The following is a 16788-nucleotide window of genomic DNA, read 5'->3' as shown; positions in this document are numbered from 1 at the left end:
CAAGCCAGACACACTATTGGGTCCTGAGACAACACCCGGCTTGTCAGGGATGTTGTCCCCCCATCTTGGTGGTGGGGTGTGGTGTTTGAGAACTGGATAGTGGTTGCGAGCATCAATTGGATGCGTTGCGTTCCAAAGATTGGGGCGGCAGCGTGTTCTTTTGTGCAATTTTATTCTTTGGTTTTTGTAGTGTTTGTAAGTGTCTAAGGGCGCATGGTGGATGCCTTGGCATCGAGAGCCGATGAAGGACGTGGGAGGCTGCGATAAGCCTCGGGGAGCTGTCAACCAAGCGTGGATCCGAGGATTTCCGAATGGGGAAACCCAACACGAGTCATGTCGTGTTACCCGTAGCTGAATATATAGGCTACGGGAGGGAACGCGGGGAAGTGAAACATCTCAGTACCCGTAGGAGAAGAAAACAAAAGTGATTCCGTAAGTAGTGGCGAGCGAACGCGGAAAATGGCTAAACCGCATGCATGTGTAACCGGGTAGGGGTTGTGCGTGCGGGGTTGTGGGATTGATACATCTCAGCTCTACCTGGCTGAGGGGCAGTCAGAAAGTGTCGTGGTTAACGGAAATGGCCTGGGATGGTCTGCCGTAGACGGTGAGAGCCCGGTACGTGAAAACCCGATACCTGCCTTGTATCAATTCCCGAGTAGCAGCGGGCCCGTGGAATCTGCTGTGAATCTGCCGGGACCACCCGGTAAGCCTAAATACTTCTCGATGACCGATAGCGGAAAAGTACCGTGAGGGAATGGTGAAAAGTACCCCGGGAGGGGAGTGAAAGAGTACCTGAAACCGTGTGCCTACAATCCGTCAGAGCCCTTTTGTGGGGTGATGGCGTGCCTTTTGAAGAATGAGCCTGCGAGTCAGGGACATGTCGCGAGGTTAACCCGTGTGGGGTAGCCGCAGCGAAAGCGAGTCTGAATAGGGCGTATCACGCGCAAGCGTGTGTAGTGGCATGTTCTGGACCCGAAGCGGAGTGATCTACCCATGGCCAGGGTGAAGCGCGGGTAAGACCGCGTGGAGGCCCGAACCCACTTAGGTTGAAGACTGAGGGGATGAGCTGTGGGTAGGGGTGAAAGGCCAATCAAACTCCGTGATAGCTGGTTCTCCCCGAAATGCATTTAGGTGCAGCGTTGCGTGTTTCACCACGGAGGTAGAGCTACTGGATGGCCGATGGGCCCCACTAGGTTACTGACGTCAGCCAAACTCCGAATGCCGTGGTGTATAGCGTGGCAGTGAGACGGCGGGGGATAAGCTCCGTACGTCGAAAGGGAAACAGCCCAGATCGCCGGCTAAGGCCCCAAAGCGTGTGCTAAGTGGGAAAGGATGTGCAGTCGCAGAGACAACCAGGAGGTTGGCTTAGAAGCAGCCACCCTTGAAAGAGTGCGTAATAGCTCACTGGTCAAGTGATTGTGCGCCGATAATGTAGCGGGGCTCAAGCACACCGCCGAAGCCGCGACAACCGCAAGGTTGGGTAGGGGAGCGTCCCTCATTCAGCGAAGCCGTCGGGTGACCGACGGTGGAGGGTGGGGGAGTGAGAATGCAGGCATGAGTAGCGATAAGGCAAGTGAGAACCTTGCCCGCCGAAAGACCAAGGGTTCCTGGGCCAGGCCAGTCCGCCCAGGGTGAGTCGGGACCTAAGGCGAGGCCGACAGGCGTAGTCGATGGACAACGGGTTGATATTCCCGTACCCGTGTGTGCGCGCCCGTGATGAATCAATTGTGCTAACCACCCAAATGGTTGCCGATCAATCCCTTCGGGGTGCGACGGTGATCGGCTGCGTGGGACCCCGGTTGGTAGTAGTCAAGCGACGGGGTGACGCAGGAAGGCAGCCGTACCAGTCAGTGGTAATACTGGGGCAAGCCCGTAGGGAGAGCGATAGGCAAATCCGTCGCTCACTAATCCTGAGAGGTGATGCATAGCCGATTGAGGCGAATTCGGTGATCCTCTGCTGCCAAGAAAAGCCTCTAGCGAGCACACACACGGCCCGTACCCCAAACCGACACAGGTGGTCAGGTAGAGAATACCAAGGCGTACGAGATAACTATGGTTAAGGAACTCGGCAAAATGCCCCCGTAACTTCGGGAGAAGGGGGACCGGCACGCCGTGAACAGCCTTGCGCTGGGAGCGGAAACCGGTCGCAGAAACCAGTGAGAAGCGACTGTTTACTAAAAACACAGGTCCGTGCGAAGTCGCAAGACGATGTATACGGACTGACGCCTGCCCGGTGCTGGAAGGTTAAGAGGACCCGTTAACTCGAAAGGGTGAAGCGGAGAATTTAAGCCCCAGTAAACGGCGGTGGTAACTATAACCATCCTAAGGTAGCGAAATTCCTTGTCGGGTAAGTTCCGACCTGCACGAATGGCGTAACGACTTCTCAGCTGTCTCAACCATAGACTCGGCGAAATTGCACTACGAGTAAAGATGCTCGTTACGCGCGGCAGGACGAAAAGACCCCGGGACCTTCACTACAACTTGGTATTGGTGTTCGGTACGGTTTGTGTAGGATAGGTGGGAGACTGTGAAACCTCAACGCTAGTTGGGGCGGAGTCGTTGTTGAAATACCACTCTGATCGTATTGGACACCTAACGTCGAACCCTGAATCGGGTTCACGGACAGTGCCTGGCGGGTAGTTTAACTGGGGCGGTTGCCTCCTAAAATGTAACGGAGGCGCCCAAAGGTTCCCTCAACCTGGACGGCAATCAGGTGGCGAGTGTAAGTGCACAAGGGAGCTTGACTGCGAGACCTACAAGTCAAGCAGGGACGAAAGTCGGGACTAGTGATCCGGCACCTCTGAGTGGAAGGGGTGTCGCTCAACGGATAAAAGGTACCCCGGGGATAACAGGCTGATCTTCCCCAAGAGTCCATATCGACGGGATGGTTTGGCACCTCGATGTCGGCTCGTCGCATCCTGGGGCTGGAGCAGGTCCCAAGGGTTGGGCTGTTCGCCCATTAAAGCGGCACGCGAGCTGGGTTTAGAACGTCGTGAGACAGTTCGGTCTCTATCCGCCGCGCGCGTCAGAAGCTTGAGGAAACCTGTCCCTAGTACGAGAGGACCGGGACGGACGAACCTCTAGTGCACCAGTTGTCCCACCAGGGGCACCGCTGGATAGCTACGTTCGGACAGGATAACCGCTGAAAGCATCTAAGCGGGAAACCTTCTCCAAGATCAGGCTTCTCACCCTTTTAGAGGGATAAGGCCCCCCGCAGACCACGGGTTCAATAGGTCAGACCTGGAAGCTCAGCAATGAGTGAAGGGGACTGGCACTAACCGGCCGAAAACTTACCAACACACAAATCGCAACCACATATTCAGTAACGCGGCCAGCGGCCGCGGAATACCACACCCCCCACCAGTACAAATTTACATAGAGTTACGGCGGCCACAGCGACAGGGAAACGCCCGGTCCCATCCCGAACCCGGAAGCTAAGCCTGTCAGCGCCGATGATACTGCCCTTCTCGGGTGGAAAAGTAGGACACCGCCGAACACACAAAAACACCCCCGGTAACCGGGGGTGTTTTTGCTTTTCTGGTTTGGGTCGCGAGCGTAACGCGAAGGCGAATTCTGGGGCGTTATTTCGCCGTGGCGTTACGCTCGCGGGAAGTTAAAGATGCCCGGCGTTTCTCCAATTCGAGCAGGGCTTGCTTGCGGTCAATCCCGCCACCGTAGCCGGTAAGCTTTCCATTGGCGCCGATTACGCGATGGCAGGGGACAATAATGGCGATGGGATTGTGGCCGTTGGCGAGCCCTACGGCGCGTGCGGCGCCCGGTGCGCCGATTTGCTCGGCGATTTCGCCGTAGGATCGAGTTTCCCCGTACGGGATCGTCAGCAGCGCCTGCCACACCCGCTGCTGAAATTCCGTGCCCTGCAGATCGAGCTCGATCTGAAATTCGGTGCGCTCGCCGGCGAAATAAGCTTGCAGCTGGTCTACGGCGCCCGCGAAGGCCTCGTCATCTGGTGACCAGCTGGTGCGGCTGGGCTCGTACGTCTGGTCGACCATCCGCAAATTTGTCAACCTAGCGCCGCACCCGGCCAGGGTCAGCGGTCCTATCGGGCTATCGATTGTGCGGTAGCGAATCATGCGACTTCCTTCGGAGACTGTGGTGGCCAATGGTTTACCGGATGCTCGAGCGTGGTCCATAGGTGCTGGGTGGCATACGACCGCCAGGGACGCCAGCGGGCACTGCGCTCGGCAAGTGCTCGTTGCTGCCCGGGCAGGCCGAGTTGTTTGGCGGCTAGTCGAACGCCGAGGTCGTTGGCGGGAAACGCATCTGGATCACCCAGGCCGCGCATTGCGATCACTTCGGCGGTCCAGGGGCCTACACCCGGCAATGCCAGCAACTGGCTACGCGCCCGTGCCCAGTCGCATCCGGCGTCTAGCGTGATGCTGCCGTCGGCGAGGCCGCTGATGAGTGCGCTCACCGTGCGCCGGCGGGCCTGGGGGACGGCCAGCAGGGCGGGATCGATCTCGCTCAGCTGCTGCACCGACGGGAATATGTGCGTCAAGTTTCCCTCGGGATCGTCGACAGGTTTCCCGTAGCCGGCCACGAGCCGGGCGCAGTGGGTTCGCGCGGCCTTGGTTGATACTTGTTGACCCAGTACCGCCCGCACGGCCAGCTCGGCCTCGTCGACGGTGCGCGGGATCCGCTGTCCGGGTGCCATGGCGACCACCGCGGCCATATCCGGGTCACCGCTGAGCGCGTCGACTACCGCTTGAGGGTCGGCATCAAGGTCTAGCAACCGCCGGCACCGGGCGGTGGCCGTCCCGAGGTCGCGGAAGTCGTCGAGCACTAGCTGACAGCGCACATGATCGGGTGCCGGTGTCAAGGTCACTATGCCGTTGCCCGAGGCGAGCCGGAGCGTTCGCCGGTACGCGCCGTCGCGGACCTCCTCGCAGCCTGATACCACGCCTGCTCCCAGATGGCCGAAAACACCCGCGTAGGCAAATGGTGCACGCACCGCTAGCCGCAGGGAGACCGTCCCGGGAGACGGAGTAGGGGTGGCGAATCGCGTGGCTGCCCGTTCGCGCAACGCCGTTGGCGTGCTGGCGCAGAGGAGACGAACGGTGTCGTTGAACTGGCGGATGCTGGAGAATCCGGCGGCAAACGCGACATCGCCGAACGGCAACTCGGTGGTCTCGATCAACACTCGGGCAGTTTGCATCCGTTGCGCGCGGGCCAGCGCCAGCGGACCGGCGCCCACCTCGGCCTGCAGCAGCCGCTGCAGCTGACGAGTGGTGTAACCCAGCCGCGCGGCGAGGCCGGTGACACCCTCGCGATCCACCGTGCCATCGGCGATCAGCCGCATGGCCCGTGCCACCACGTCACCGCGCACGTTCCATTCCGGAGAACCTGGTGACGCATCAGGGCGGCAGCGTTTGCAGGCCCGAAAGCCCTCTCGTTGGGCGGCCGCGGCCGTTGGCAGGAACCGCACATTGTGCGCGAACGGCGGCCGGACGGGGCAACTGGGCCGGCAATAGATGCGGGTGGTCAAGACGGCGATGACGAACCAGCCGTCGAACCGGGCGTCCTTGGACTGGACCGCTCGGTAGCAGCGTTCGAAATCTTCGTGCACATCTCGACAATTACACCTGCGCACCGACACGGCTAGCGGAAAACCGACATTGATGTGCGAAGGCGGGTGGTGGCGCCGGTGGCGAAGCATTACCTGCGCAGCTTGGCGGGCTCCGTGGGCGAGGCTAATCGGGTCGGTTGCTTGTGCCCGCGAAGCTTCACCTGCCTGCCTAACGACCATCGCGCCTGCTCGGATTCGTTGGCCTGCGGGACGGTCTGTGCCGATGTCAGCAGTTTTCCGGGACGCGATTTGGCCCGTTCGCAGAGTCGGGCCGCCTCGTTGACCGGCTCGCCGATCACCCCAGCACTCGGCCCAAGCATTGGGCCACGCTTTTCTGCGAGGACTTCTTGGGTGACATGGTGGCGTCAGCCTAATTTGTACAACACGCTCTAAGGTGAGTCGGGTGCGACTAGTGATTGCTCAATGCACGGTCGACTACGTTGGCCGGCTCACCGCGCACCTGCCGTCGGCCCGCAGACTGCTGCTGTTCAAGGCCGACGGATCGGTCAGCGTGCATGCCGACGACCGCGCCTACAAGCCGTTGAACTGGATGAGTCCGCCGTGCTGGTTGACCGAGGAATCCGACCCGCAGTCGCCGGTGTGGGTGGTGACCAACAAGTCCGGCGAACAGTTGCGCATCACCGTCGAAGACGTCGAGCACGACTCGAGTCATGATCTGGGCGTCGATCCGGGACTGGTGAAGGACGGCGTCGAAGCTCACCTGCAGGCGTTGCTCGCCGAGCATGTTCAACTACTGGGCCAGGGGTACACGCTGGTTCGTCGCGAGTACATGACCGCGATCGGACCGGTTGACCTGCTGTGCCGCGACGAACATGGCGGCTCGATTGCGGTGGAGGTCAAGCGGCGCGGCGAAATTGACGGGGTGGAGCAGCTCACCCGTTATCTTGAATTGCTCAATCGGGACAGCGTTCTGGCGCCGGTCAAGGGAGTGTTCGCCGCTCAACAGTTCAAGCCGCAGGCTCGCACTTTGGCCACTGACCGCGGAATCCGTTGTCTGACGTTGGATTACGATCGAATGCGGGGAATGGACAGCGATGAGTACCGGCTGTTTTGACAATGGCTCGACGCGGTAAGCGGGCACACCGAGAGCCGGTGTCGCTAGCGCCGATGCTGCGCCGGCTTGAAATAGGGCCGGGTGGCTACGAGTACGAAGTGCGCTCGGTCGCCGCGGCGCGGGCCCTGAAGACCTATCGCTGCCCCGGATGCGATCACGAGATCCGCTGCGGCACAGCACATGTGGTGGTGTGGCCGGTGAATGCGCCGGAAGCGGTTGAGGACCGGCGCCATTGGCACGTACCGTGTTGGGCCAACCGTGCCAACCGCCGTCCGACCAGAAAGTGGTCTTGAACTAGCTTAGGTGGCCGGCTCAACCAACTCGATCAGAACGCCGCCGGCGTCCTTGGGGTGGATGAAGTTGATCCGTGAGTTGGCCGTACCCCGCCGTGGTGTCTTGTAGACCAGACGTACGCCTTGGGAGCGCAGTCGCCGGCTCAGTGCATCGAGATCGCTGACTTGGCAGGCAAGCTGCTGGATGCCCGGTCCGCGCTTGTCCAAGAACTTCGCGATTGCTGACGACTCGTCGATCGGAGCCATCAACTGAAGCTGCGCCGTGGAGCCTGGCACCGCCAGCATTGCTTCGCGGATTCCCTGGTCGTCGTTCAGCTCCTCATGCACCAGGATCATGCCGAGATGGTCGTGGTACCACTCGATCGCCGCATCGAGGTCGACTACGGCAATGCCGACATGGTCGAGCCCGGTCACCAATGAGGTGGCTAGGACGCGACGGGCGTCAACTTGATCGGTGGTCATCACACAACGGTAACCTCATTAAGAAGATTCTGCTGCTCCGGGTTGGCCGGATCGGCCGCTCCGGTGCTATGAGGAGGTAGTCATGACGACGTCGGTGATTGTTGCTGGCGCGCGAACCCCTATCGGCAAGTTGATGGGTTCACTCAAGGATTTCAGCGCCAGCGATTTGGGCGCCATCGCCATCAAGGGCGCTCTGCGCAAAGCCTTTCCGGATGTAGCAGTCCCAGCGTCGTTGGTCGAGTACGTAATCATGGGTCAGGTGTTGACGGCCGGCGCGGGACAGCTGCCCGCCCGGCAGGCGGCGGTCGCAGCCGGTGTTGGCTGGGAGGTGCCCGCGCTGACCATCAACAAGATGTGTTTATCCGGTATCGACGCCATCGCCCTAGCTGACCAGCTGATTCGAGCTGGCGAGTTCGACGTGGTGGTAGCCGGCGGTCAGGAGTCCATGACCAAAGCGCCTCATCTGCTGATGGACAGCCGGGCCGGCTACAAGTACGGCGACGTCACGGTCTTGGACCACATGGCCTATGACGGGCTACACGACGTGTTCACCGACCAGCCGATGGGGGCGCTCACCGAGCAGCGCAATGACATCGACCAGTTCACGCGTCGCGAGCAGGACGAGTACGCAGCTCAGTCGCACCAGAAAGCGGCCGCTGCATGGAAGGACGGCGTGTTCGCCGACGAAGTGGTGCCGGTGAGTATTCCGCAACGCAAAGGTGATCCACTGCAATTCAGCGAAGATGAGGGCATTCGAGCGAATACCACCGCCGATTCATTGGGCGGCCTGAAGCCGGCCTTTCGCAAGGACGGCACCATTACCGCCGGCTCGGCGTCGCAGATCTCCGATGGCGCGGCCGCGGTTGTGGTGATGAGCAAGGCGAAGGCCCAGGAGCTGGGCCTGAACTGGCTGGTCGAGATCGGTGCGCATGGCGTGGTGGCCGGCCCCGACTCGACGCTGCAATCGCAGCCGGCCAATGCGATCAAGAAAGCCCTTGGCCGCGAAAACATCTCGGTAGACCAGCTTGATGTCGTCGAGATCAACGAGGCCTTCGCCGCCGTTGCCTTGGCCTCCACGAGGGAACTCGCAGTGAACCCCGAAATTGTCAACGTCAACGGTGGGGCGATAGCGGTCGGCCATCCAATCGGCATGTCGGGGGCGCGTATCACGCTGCACGTGGCGCTGGAGTTGGCCCGCCGCGGTTCGGGTTACGGGGTTGCCGCCCTGTGTGGCGCGGGCGGTCAGGGTGACGCGCTGGTTCTGCGGGCCGGCTAGGAACCGAAGAGCTCCGCGACGTTGCTGGCGGCCGCTCGCCGGACACCGATGTGATTTTGGTCATATCGTTGACCGTGGCGCCGCGACACGGGCGTGGGTTGTCGCTTATGCCAGCGACCCTGGTCGCCACCGGGTGGATCGTCGGCCGACGCGGCGTGACAGACTTGGTGGCGTGACGCGTCCGCGACCCCCAATTGGGCCTGCCTTGGCCGGTGCGGTCGATCTTTCCGGCCTCAAGCAACGAGCTCAACAAAGTGCTGCTGCAAGCGGCGACAGCGGCCGGGAGCCGTCGGCGCAGGTCGCTGTTGCCGAGGTTACTGAGGCCAATTTCGAAGACGTGGTGATTGCCCGCTCTGACGAGGTGCCAGTGGTGGTGTTGCTGTGGTCGCCGCGCAGCGACGTCTGTGTGGACCTGGTCGACGCGCTGTCGGGCTTGGCCGCAGCTGACAAGGGCAGCTGGCAACTGGCGACGGTCAACGTCGACGTTGCGCCCAGAGTGGCTCAGGTATTCGGTGTACAAGCGGTGCCGACTGTGGTTGCGCTGGCCGCAGCCCAGCCGATCTCGAGCTTTCAGGGTCCGCAACCTACCGATCAATTGCGCCGCTGGCTAGACTCGCTGCTGTCGACTACAGCCGGAAAACTTAAGGGTCCAAGGGTTTCGGCGGAAGCGGCGGAAGCCGACCCGGCGTTGGCGCAGGCCCGCGCGGAACTCGAGGCCGGCGACTTCGTCGCGGCAAAGACGTCTTACCAGGCGATCCTGGACGCAGATCCCGGCAGCAATGAGGCGAAGGCGGCGATCCGCCAGATCGAATTCCTCACCCGCGCCACCGCGCAACGGCACGATGCCGTCCTGGTCGCCGACGCCGCAGCCGACGATGTCGAAGCCGCGTTTGCGGCTGCCGACGTGCAAATCCTCAATCAGGATGTCAGCGGAGCGTTCGAACGCCTGGTTGCGTTGGTGCGGAGTACATCTGGCGAGGAGCGCACCCGGGTGCGCACCCGGCTCATCGAGTTGTTCGAACTCTTTGACCCCTCCGATCCAGAGGTCATCGCGGGCCGGCGCAACCTCGCCAACGCGCTGTATTAAGGCGAGGCTAGGGCTGCCCCTTCTTCCCGTTCTCGCCGAGCAACAGCCTGCCCATTCCGGCGGAGTCGCCGGCTCCTGGCACCGGACCGTTTGCGCCGTTGCCGCCGTTGCCGCCGGCGCCGAACAGGATGCCACCGGCCCCGCCGAACCCGCCCGCGCCGCCGGTGCCGCTGGCCCCGCCCATCCCAAGTAGGCCTGCCGCACCACCGTTCCCACCAGCTTGGCCGGACGCGCCCGACCCGCCGGCGCCGCCGTTGCCGATCAAGATGCCGCCCGCCCCGCCATGCTGTCCCGTCCCCGGTGCGCCGTCGGAGCCGTTACCGATGAGCGGACGTCCCGGCAGCATCTGGGAAGGCGCGTTAATCACGTTGTGTAGCCCCTGCAGCGGGGACGCGCTGGCGGCTTCGACGCTCGCATACGACGCGGCGCCAGCGTTCAGCGTGCAGGAACTGGGTGTGGAAGGTCGCCGCCTGGACGCCCACGACCTGGTAAGCCTGACCGTGTGAGCCGAACACCGCTGCGATGGCCGTCGACACCTCGTCTGCCGCCGCGGCCGTCAGCGCCGTCGTTCGGACCGCCGCGGCACGTTGGCTTCGCTGACTGGCGAACCGATGCTGACCAAATCCGAGGCTGCCGTGATCAGCGTCTCCGGTGACGCGATAAGAAAAGGCATTCCTTTGCCTGCTTGGCAAATCGTGACTGGCGCGCGATGAAGCGGCACGATGTCGGCGCTGGCCAGGATATCGAGTTGTAAGACAAGAGCTTCAGAGTCTTGCAATCTTGAGCGTTGTCGATCTGTTGGAGCGGGCGTTCCGCACCAGCTAATCGGGTTCCAGCCATAGCGCCGACAAAGGCGGCAATACCAAAACCGCGGAAGCAGGGCGACCATGCCATGGGTCATCGGTAGCGTCCACACCGCCAAGGTTGCCGATTCCGGACCCGGTGTAGTGCGTTGCGTCGGTGTTGAGCACTTCTCGCCAGCGGCCGGCGGCGGGTAAGCCGAGCCGGTAGCCGCTGCGTTCGGCTCCGGCGAAGTTGAACACGCAGGCCATGACCGAGCCGGCACTGCCGTAGCGCAGGAAGCTCAAGACGTTGTTGGCCGAGTCGTTGGCGTCGATCCACGAGTAGCCCTCGGGTGTGGTGTCGTGGCTCCACAGCGCGGGGTGGCTGCGGTAGATGCTGTTGAGATCGCGTACCAGCCGTAGCACGCCGTTGGAGAATCCCTGCTCGTCGAGTTGAAACCAATCTAGCCCGTGCTGCTCGGACCACTCGGCGCGTTGGCCGAATTCCTGGCCCATGAACAGCAGTTGTTTGCCCGGGTGTGCCCACTGGTAGGCAAGCAGGCTGCGCAGCCCGGCGGCCTTGGTGTGATTATTGCCGGGCATCCGCCCCCACAGGGTGCCTTTGCCGTGCACCACCTCGTCGTGGCTTAGCGGTAGCACGTAGTTCTCGCTGAACGCATACAGCATGGAAAACGTCATCTCATGGTGGTGGAAGCTGCGATAGATGGGATCCCGGCTGATGTAGTCGAGTGTGTCGTGCATCCAGCCCATGTTCCACTTCATCGAAAAGCCGAGGCCGCCAAGGTTTGTCGGTCGAGTAACGCCCGGCCACGACGTTGACTCCTCGGCGATGGTGACGATGCCCGGCGCTACTCTGTGTGCGGTGGCGTTCATCTCCTGCAAGAACTGCACCGCCTCCAAGTTCTCCCGCCCGCCGTAGATGTTCGGGGTCCAGCCGCCCGCGGGGCGCGAGTAGTCCAGGTAGAGCATGGACGCGACTGCGTCCACCCGTAGGCCGTCGACGTGGAATTCCTGGATCCAGAACAAGGCGTTGGCAACCAGGAAATTGCGCACTTCTGGGCGCCCGAAGTCAAAAACGTAGGTGCCCCAGTCGAGTTGCTCGCCGCGCTTGGGATCGGAATGCTCGTAAAGCGCGGTGCCGTCGAACCGTCCCAGCGCCCACGCGTCCTTGGGAAAGTGGGCCGGTACCCAGTCCACGATGACCCCGATACCGGCTTGGTGTAGCGCGTCGACCAACGCCCGGAAGTCGTCTGGTGTGCCGAATCGCGATGTCGGGGCATAATACGACGTGACCTGATATCCCCACGACCCGGCGAACGGGTGCTCGGCTACAGGCAACAGCTCAACGTGGGTAAAGCCATGCTCAACAATGTAATTCGTTAGCTCGTGGGCAAGTTGACGGTAGCATAGTCCGGGCCGCCAGGAGCCGAGATGGACTTCATAGGTACTCATTGGCTCAAACACCGGGTTGCGTTGCGCGCGCAAAGTCATCCAGTTATCGTCACCCCAGGTGTAGTTGCTCGCCGTCACCCGCGACGCCGTCTGTGGCGGCACCTCGGTGCCAAACGCGAACGGATCAGCCCGATCGGTGACTACGCCGTCGGCGCCGTGCACGCGGAACTTGTACAGACCGTTGTCGGGAAAGCCCGGCCAGAACAATTCCCATACTCCGGATGAGCCCAGCGTCCGCATCGGGGCGTCGTGACCGGTCCAGCCGTTGAAATCACCGATCAGGCTGATGCCTTTGGCGTTGGGCGCCCATACCGCGAAGGACACCCCGTTGACCTGACCATCGGCGGTGGTGAACGAACGACGATGTGCGCCAAGGACTTCCCAGAGCCGCTCGTGGCGGCCTTCGGCGAATAAGTGGAGGTCGACTTCGCCGAGGGTAGGCAGAAAGCGGTAGGCGTCGGCGACCGTGTATGGATCAGCGCCCTGGTAGCTCACCTGCAATCGGTAATCGATCAGGTTGGCGAACGGCAGCGCCACCGCGAACAGGCCCGCATCGATATGTCGCATCGGGAATTGGTCGTCGCCAACGATCGCGACGATCGCGACGGCATGGGGCCGAAACGCCCGAATGACGGTGTAGTCGCCGTACTCGTGGGCGCCCAGGATGCTGTGCGGGTTATGGTGTGCGCCCGCGACCAGGCGCTCGATCTCGGCACGGTTGGGCGCCAAGTTCTTCTTGGCCAGTTGATCAACTCTGGGCTCAGATCGGCTCATGTCGCTCACCTTCTGCGCAGCAGGGCAAGTCGGGATTCCTCGGGAATGACTGGCATGTTGATGATGTGCGCGACTGCTTGCCCTGGGTCGATGCGGATGTAATTTGCCTGTCCCCATTGGAATTCCTGGCCGGTTATCTCGTCGCGCACCCAAAATCGCTCGTAGGGCTCCATACCCAACGCCGGCATGTCCAGCCACAGCGTCGCTTCCTGGGGCACAAAGGCATTAAGCGTCACCACGACTAGGACGCAGTCGCCGGTGATGGGGTCGAACTTGCTGTAGGCCAGCAACGCCTCGTTGTCGATGTGATGGAAATGAATGGTGCGTAACTGCTGTAGCGCGGGATGCACTCGCCGGATTGCGTTGAGTTGTGTGATGAACGGTTCCAGTGACCGGCCTTCGGCGAGCGCAGTCGCGAAGTCACGCGGACGCAGTTCGTACTTCTCCGAGTCCAGGTATTCCTCGCTGCCGTCCCGTACCGCGCGATGCTCGAATAGCTCGTAACCTGAGTACACGCCCCAGGCCGGGCCCATGGTGGCGGCCAGCAGCGCGCGGATGGCGAACATACCGGGGCCGTGGTGCTGCAGGATCGCGTGCAGGATGTCCGGGGTATTGACGAAGAGGTTGGGTCGGCGAAAGTCAGCCAGTTCGGCGATCTCGTTGCCGAATTCGGTGAGCTCAAACTTAGACGTGCGCCAGGTGAAGTAGCTGTAGGACTGGGTGAAGCCGAGCTTGGCCAGCCCGTACTGGCGGGCCGGCGGCGTGAACGCCTCGGATAGGAACAACACGTCGGGGTCGATGGTCTTGACCTGTTCGATCAGCCAAGTCCAGAAGTTAGGCGGCTTGGTGTGCGGGTTGTCGACTCGAAAGAACTTGACGCCGTGGTCAATCCAATGACATACCACCCGTAGCACTTCGTCGTAGAGGCCGGCGGGATCGGTGTCGAAGTTGAGCGGGTAGATATCCTGATACTTCTTGGGCGGGTTCTCGGCGTAGGCAATGGTGCCGTCCGGCAGTTCGGTGAACCACTGCCGGTGTTGGCGGGCCCAGGGATGATCCGGCGCGCATTGCAGCGCCAGGTCCAGGGCCACCTCCATACCCAGGTCGCGGGCAGCGGCGACGAAGTCGTCGAAGTCGTCGATGGTGCCCAGGCTCGGGTGGATGGCGTCGTGGCCACCCTCGTCGCTGCCGATCGCCCACGGTGATCCGACGTCCCCGGGCGCCGCGGTCGGGTTGTTGTTGCGGCCCTTGCGGTGCACCTTGCCAATGGGATGGATTGGTGGCAGGTACACCACGTCGAACCCCATCCGCGCGATGCGCGGCAGTTCGGCGGCCGCGGTGGCAAAGGTGCCGTGGACCGGTTTGCCGTCGTCGTCCCAGCCGCCGGTGGAGCGCGGAAACATCTCGTACCAGGCCCCAAAGCGGGCCAGCGGCCGGTCCACCCAGACTCCGTACTGCTCGCCTCGGGTGACCAGGTCCCGCAGCGGGTAGGCCCGCAGCAGATCGTCGATCTCGGGTGCCAGTGCCAGCGCCGAACGGGTTACCGGATCACCGGGGCTCCGCAACGCCCGGACGGCTTCCATCAGGGGCCAGCGCTGGGCGCGTGGCACGCGCGTCGCGGCCCGCTCCAACAGCGCGGCCCCGATCAGCAAGTCGTTGGACAATTCTTTCTCGCCCTGGCCGGCGTCGAGCTTGGCGAGCAGCCCATGTCGCCAGGTGTGAACCGGGTCGCCCCAGCCGTCGACCCGGAAGGTCCACAGTCCGACGGCGTCGGGGGTGAAGTGACCGTGGAAAACGTAAGGCTCTGCACCCATCGTCATCGCAAACAGCAATGGTTTGACTCGTTGCTGCTCGACCGGCTTGGACAACGACACCGGAGCCTGGACCGCCTTGACCCGCCGGACATCGCTGAGGTGGGGATAGCCCGGACCGAGGTAGCGCACCACCAGGGTCGCTGCCACAGCCTCGTGACCTTCCCGCCATACCGCGGCACTGACCGGGATTACCTCACCGACCACCGCTTTGGCCGGGTAGGTGCCGCATGAGACGACGGGCGCGACGTTGTCGATCTCGACACGACCGGGCACCAATCACTCCGTTCTGCTCACGGCTCGCCCCGCACGATAGGCAACATTGCTGTCGTCGGGATGTCCTTCGGGTGTCGTTGTCAGCTCGTCTCTGCGGCCCATACCCACCCTAGTGTCCGGCCACACCGACGGGACCGAACCAGTCGCCGGGCCGCCCGCGCGCAGGGAGATCCTCAGTAAGGTAGGGACGCGTGAAGGCTCTCCGCCGGTTTACTGTGCGTGCTCATTTACCCGACCGCCTTGCCGCGCTGGATCGGCTATCGACCAACCTGCGGTGGTCGTGGGAAAAGGCCACCCAAGACCTTTTCGCGAGCATCGATCCCGCGCTATGGGCCAGTTGTGGCAACGACCCGGTGGCGGTGCTGGGTGCGGTAAAACCCGCGCGGCTCGATGAGCTGGCGCAAGACGAAGAATTTTTGCGCCGGCTCGACGAGCAGGCGGCCGATCTCGACGACTACCTGAGCCGTCCGCTGTGGTATCAGCAGCAGGAGCAGGACGGACTGGGCATGCCGACCGGTATCGCTTACTTCTCAATGGAGTTCGGCGTCGCTGAGGTGCTGCCCAATTACTCTGGCGGCCTGGGCATTCTGGCCGGCGACCATCTCAAGGCCGCCTCCGATCTTGGGTTACCGCTGATTGCGGTCGGTCTGTACTACCGTTCCGGGTACTTCCGGCAGTCGTTGACCGCTGACGGCTGGCAGCAGGAAACCTATCCGTCGCTGGACCCGCAGGGGCTTCCGCTGCGGCTGCTTACCGACGCCAACGGCGATCCGGTGCTTATCGAACTCACCTTGCCGGACTCAGCGCAGCTGCGGACGCGGATCTGGGTCGCCCAGGTGGGCCGGGTTCCGCTGCTGCTGCTGGACTCCGACATCCCGGGAAATGAGCACGACCTGCGCAGTGTCACCGACCGTCTCTACGGAGGCGATCAGGAGCATCGCATCAAGCAAGAGATTCTGGCCGGCATCGGCGGAGTCCGGGCGATTCGCGAGTTCACCGCGATTGAAGGTCTGCCGGCACCCGAGGTATTCCACATGAACGAGGGCCACGCCGGATTCCTCGGAGCGGAACGCATCCGAGAACTCATCATCGACTCAGGACTGGACTTCGACACCGCGTTGACGGTGGTGCGGTCCAGCACCGTATTCACCACGCACACGCCGGTACCCGCCGGTATCGACCGGTTCCCGTTAGAGATGGTGCAGCGGTACTTCGGCGCTGACGAGCCCACCCTGCTGCCGGGTGTGCCGACCGGGCTGATCCTAGCGCTGGGCGCCGAAGACGATCCGACCAAGTTCAACATGGCCCATATGGGTCTGCGCCTGGCGCAACGTGCCAATGGTGTCTCGTTGCTGCACGGCCGGGTCAGCCGAGCCATGTTTGATGAGCTGTGGCCCGGCTTCGACGATGACGAGGTGCCGATCGGGTCGATTACCAACGGCGTGCATGCGCGAACCTGGGCGGCGCCGCAATGGCTGCAATTGGGTCGTGAACTGGCCGGGCCGGATTCGTTCGGCGAGCCTGCCGTGTGGTTACGGCTCCAACAGGTGGATGCCGGCCGTCTGTGGTGGATCCGGTCGCAACTGCGATCGTTGCTGGTGGAGGACGTTCGGGTGCGGCTGCGGCACTCGTGGCTGGAGCGCGGCGCATCAGAAGCCGAATTAGGCTGGATTGCAACAGCATTCGATCCGAATGTGCTGACCGTCGGCTTTGCCCGTCGGGTTCCCACGTACAAACGGTTGACCCTGATACTGCGCGATCCGGAGCGCCTGCAAAAGCTGTTGCTCGACCCGCAGCGGCCGATGCAGCTGATCGTCGCCGGAAAGTCGCACCCGGCTGACGACGGCGGTAAGGCGCTCATCCAGCAAGTGGTGCGTTTCGCCGACCGGCCGCAG

General features: G+C 62.5%; 10 protein-coding genes, 2 rRNA genes and 2 pseudogenes. 7 read left to right on the top strand and 7 right to left on the bottom strand.

Going from position 1 to position 16788, the window contains the following annotated elements:
- Window positions 1-193: 193 nt before the first annotated feature.
- Together F0Q45_RS09700 and rrf are read left to right on the top strand one after the other, a co-directional pair.
- Window positions 194-3298, top strand: a 23S ribosomal RNA gene (locus F0Q45_RS09700).
- 84 nt (window positions 3299-3382) lie between these two features.
- Window positions 3383-3496: ribosomal RNA gene (gene rrf, locus F0Q45_RS09695) — 5S ribosomal RNA — on the top strand.
- Between the two features lie 85 nt (window positions 3497-3581).
- On the opposite strand, the gene F0Q45_RS09690 is transcribed toward rrf, so the two are convergent.
- The 3 genes and pseudogenes from F0Q45_RS09690 to F0Q45_RS09680 form a co-directional block, all read right to left on the bottom strand.
- Window positions 3582-4091, bottom strand: coding sequence for a methylated-DNA--[protein]-cysteine S-methyltransferase (locus F0Q45_RS09690; RefSeq protein WP_149653744.1), 510 nt, complete (start codon window positions 4089-4091; stop codon window positions 3582-3584).
- The gene (locus F0Q45_RS09685) at window positions 4088-5584 is read right to left on the bottom strand and encodes a DNA-3-methyladenine glycosylase 2 family protein (RefSeq protein ID WP_149653743.1); all 1497 of its coding nucleotides are present in this window, start codon (window positions 5582-5584) and stop codon (window positions 4088-4090) included. Before F0Q45_RS09685 ends, F0Q45_RS09690 begins: the two co-directional genes overlap by 4 nt.
- A gap of 89 nt (window positions 5585-5673) precedes the next feature.
- A pseudogene (locus F0Q45_RS09680) lies at window positions 5674-5883 on the bottom strand (adenylate/guanylate cyclase domain-containing protein); the annotation flags it as partial.
- A 104-nt stretch (window positions 5884-5987) separates the two neighbouring features.
- Here F0Q45_RS09680 and nucS point away from each other — a divergent pair.
- Together nucS and F0Q45_RS09670 are read left to right on the top strand one after the other, a co-directional pair.
- Window positions 5988-6659: an endonuclease NucS gene (gene nucS, locus F0Q45_RS09675; RefSeq protein WP_149653742.1), complete on the top strand. Its 672-nt coding sequence runs from the start codon at window positions 5988-5990 to the stop codon at window positions 6657-6659.
- Window positions 6660-6661: 2 nt separating this feature from the next.
- Window positions 6662-6952 (top strand): hypothetical protein, encoded by a 291-nt coding sequence (locus F0Q45_RS09670; protein ID WP_149653741.1) that lies wholly within the window; start codon window positions 6662-6664, stop codon window positions 6950-6952.
- A 6-nt stretch (window positions 6953-6958) separates the two neighbouring features.
- On the opposite strand, the gene mce is transcribed toward F0Q45_RS09670, so the two are convergent.
- The gene (gene mce / locus F0Q45_RS09665) at window positions 6959-7417 is read right to left on the bottom strand and encodes a methylmalonyl-CoA epimerase (RefSeq protein ID WP_149653740.1); all 459 of its coding nucleotides are present in this window, start codon (window positions 7415-7417) and stop codon (window positions 6959-6961) included.
- Between the two features lie 79 nt (window positions 7418-7496).
- On the opposite strand from mce, the gene F0Q45_RS09660 reads away from it, so the two are divergent.
- Window positions 7497-8690, top strand: a complete 1194-nt coding sequence (locus F0Q45_RS09660; protein ID WP_149653739.1) for an acetyl-CoA C-acetyltransferase — start codon at window positions 7497-7499, stop codon at window positions 8688-8690.
- Window positions 8691-8862: 172 nt separating this feature from the next.
- Window positions 8863-9777, top strand: a complete 915-nt coding sequence (locus tag F0Q45_RS09655; RefSeq protein WP_149653738.1) for a tetratricopeptide repeat protein — start codon at window positions 8863-8865, stop codon at window positions 9775-9777.
- A 43-nt stretch (window positions 9778-9820) separates the two neighbouring features.
- On the opposite strand, the pseudogene F0Q45_RS09650 reads toward F0Q45_RS09655, so the two are convergent.
- From F0Q45_RS09650 to F0Q45_RS09640, 3 genes and pseudogenes are all read right to left on the bottom strand, one after another.
- Window positions 9821-10450: pseudogene (locus F0Q45_RS09650) on the bottom strand (PE family protein); the annotation flags it as partial.
- Window positions 10451-10598: 148 nt separating this feature from the next.
- Window positions 10599-12806 carry a 1,4-alpha-glucan branching protein GlgB gene (gene glgB / locus F0Q45_RS09645; RefSeq protein WP_149653737.1) on the bottom strand — a complete coding sequence of 736 codons (2208 nt, stop codon included), beginning with the start codon at window positions 12804-12806 and terminating at the stop codon, window positions 10599-10601.
- Window positions 12807-12811: 5 nt separating this feature from the next.
- The gene (locus F0Q45_RS09640) at window positions 12812-14893 is read right to left on the bottom strand and encodes an alpha-1,4-glucan--maltose-1-phosphate maltosyltransferase (protein WP_149653736.1); all 2082 of its coding nucleotides are present in this window, start codon (window positions 14891-14893) and stop codon (window positions 12812-12814) included.
- Between the two features lie 191 nt (window positions 14894-15084).
- Here F0Q45_RS09640 and glgP point away from each other — a divergent pair.
- Window positions 15085-16788 (top strand): alpha-glucan family phosphorylase (glgP, locus tag F0Q45_RS09635; protein ID WP_149653735.1); only part of this gene is annotated, 1704 nt, incomplete at its 3' end.

The organism is Mycobacterium simiae (assembly GCF_008370645.1).
In the GTDB taxonomy this organism is placed as follows: Bacteria; Actinomycetota; Actinomycetes; order Mycobacteriales; family Mycobacteriaceae; genus Mycobacterium; species Mycobacterium simiae_A.
The sequence above is the reverse complement of the archived record's forward strand: the minus strand, read 5'-3'. Positions and strand labels throughout refer to the sequence as shown.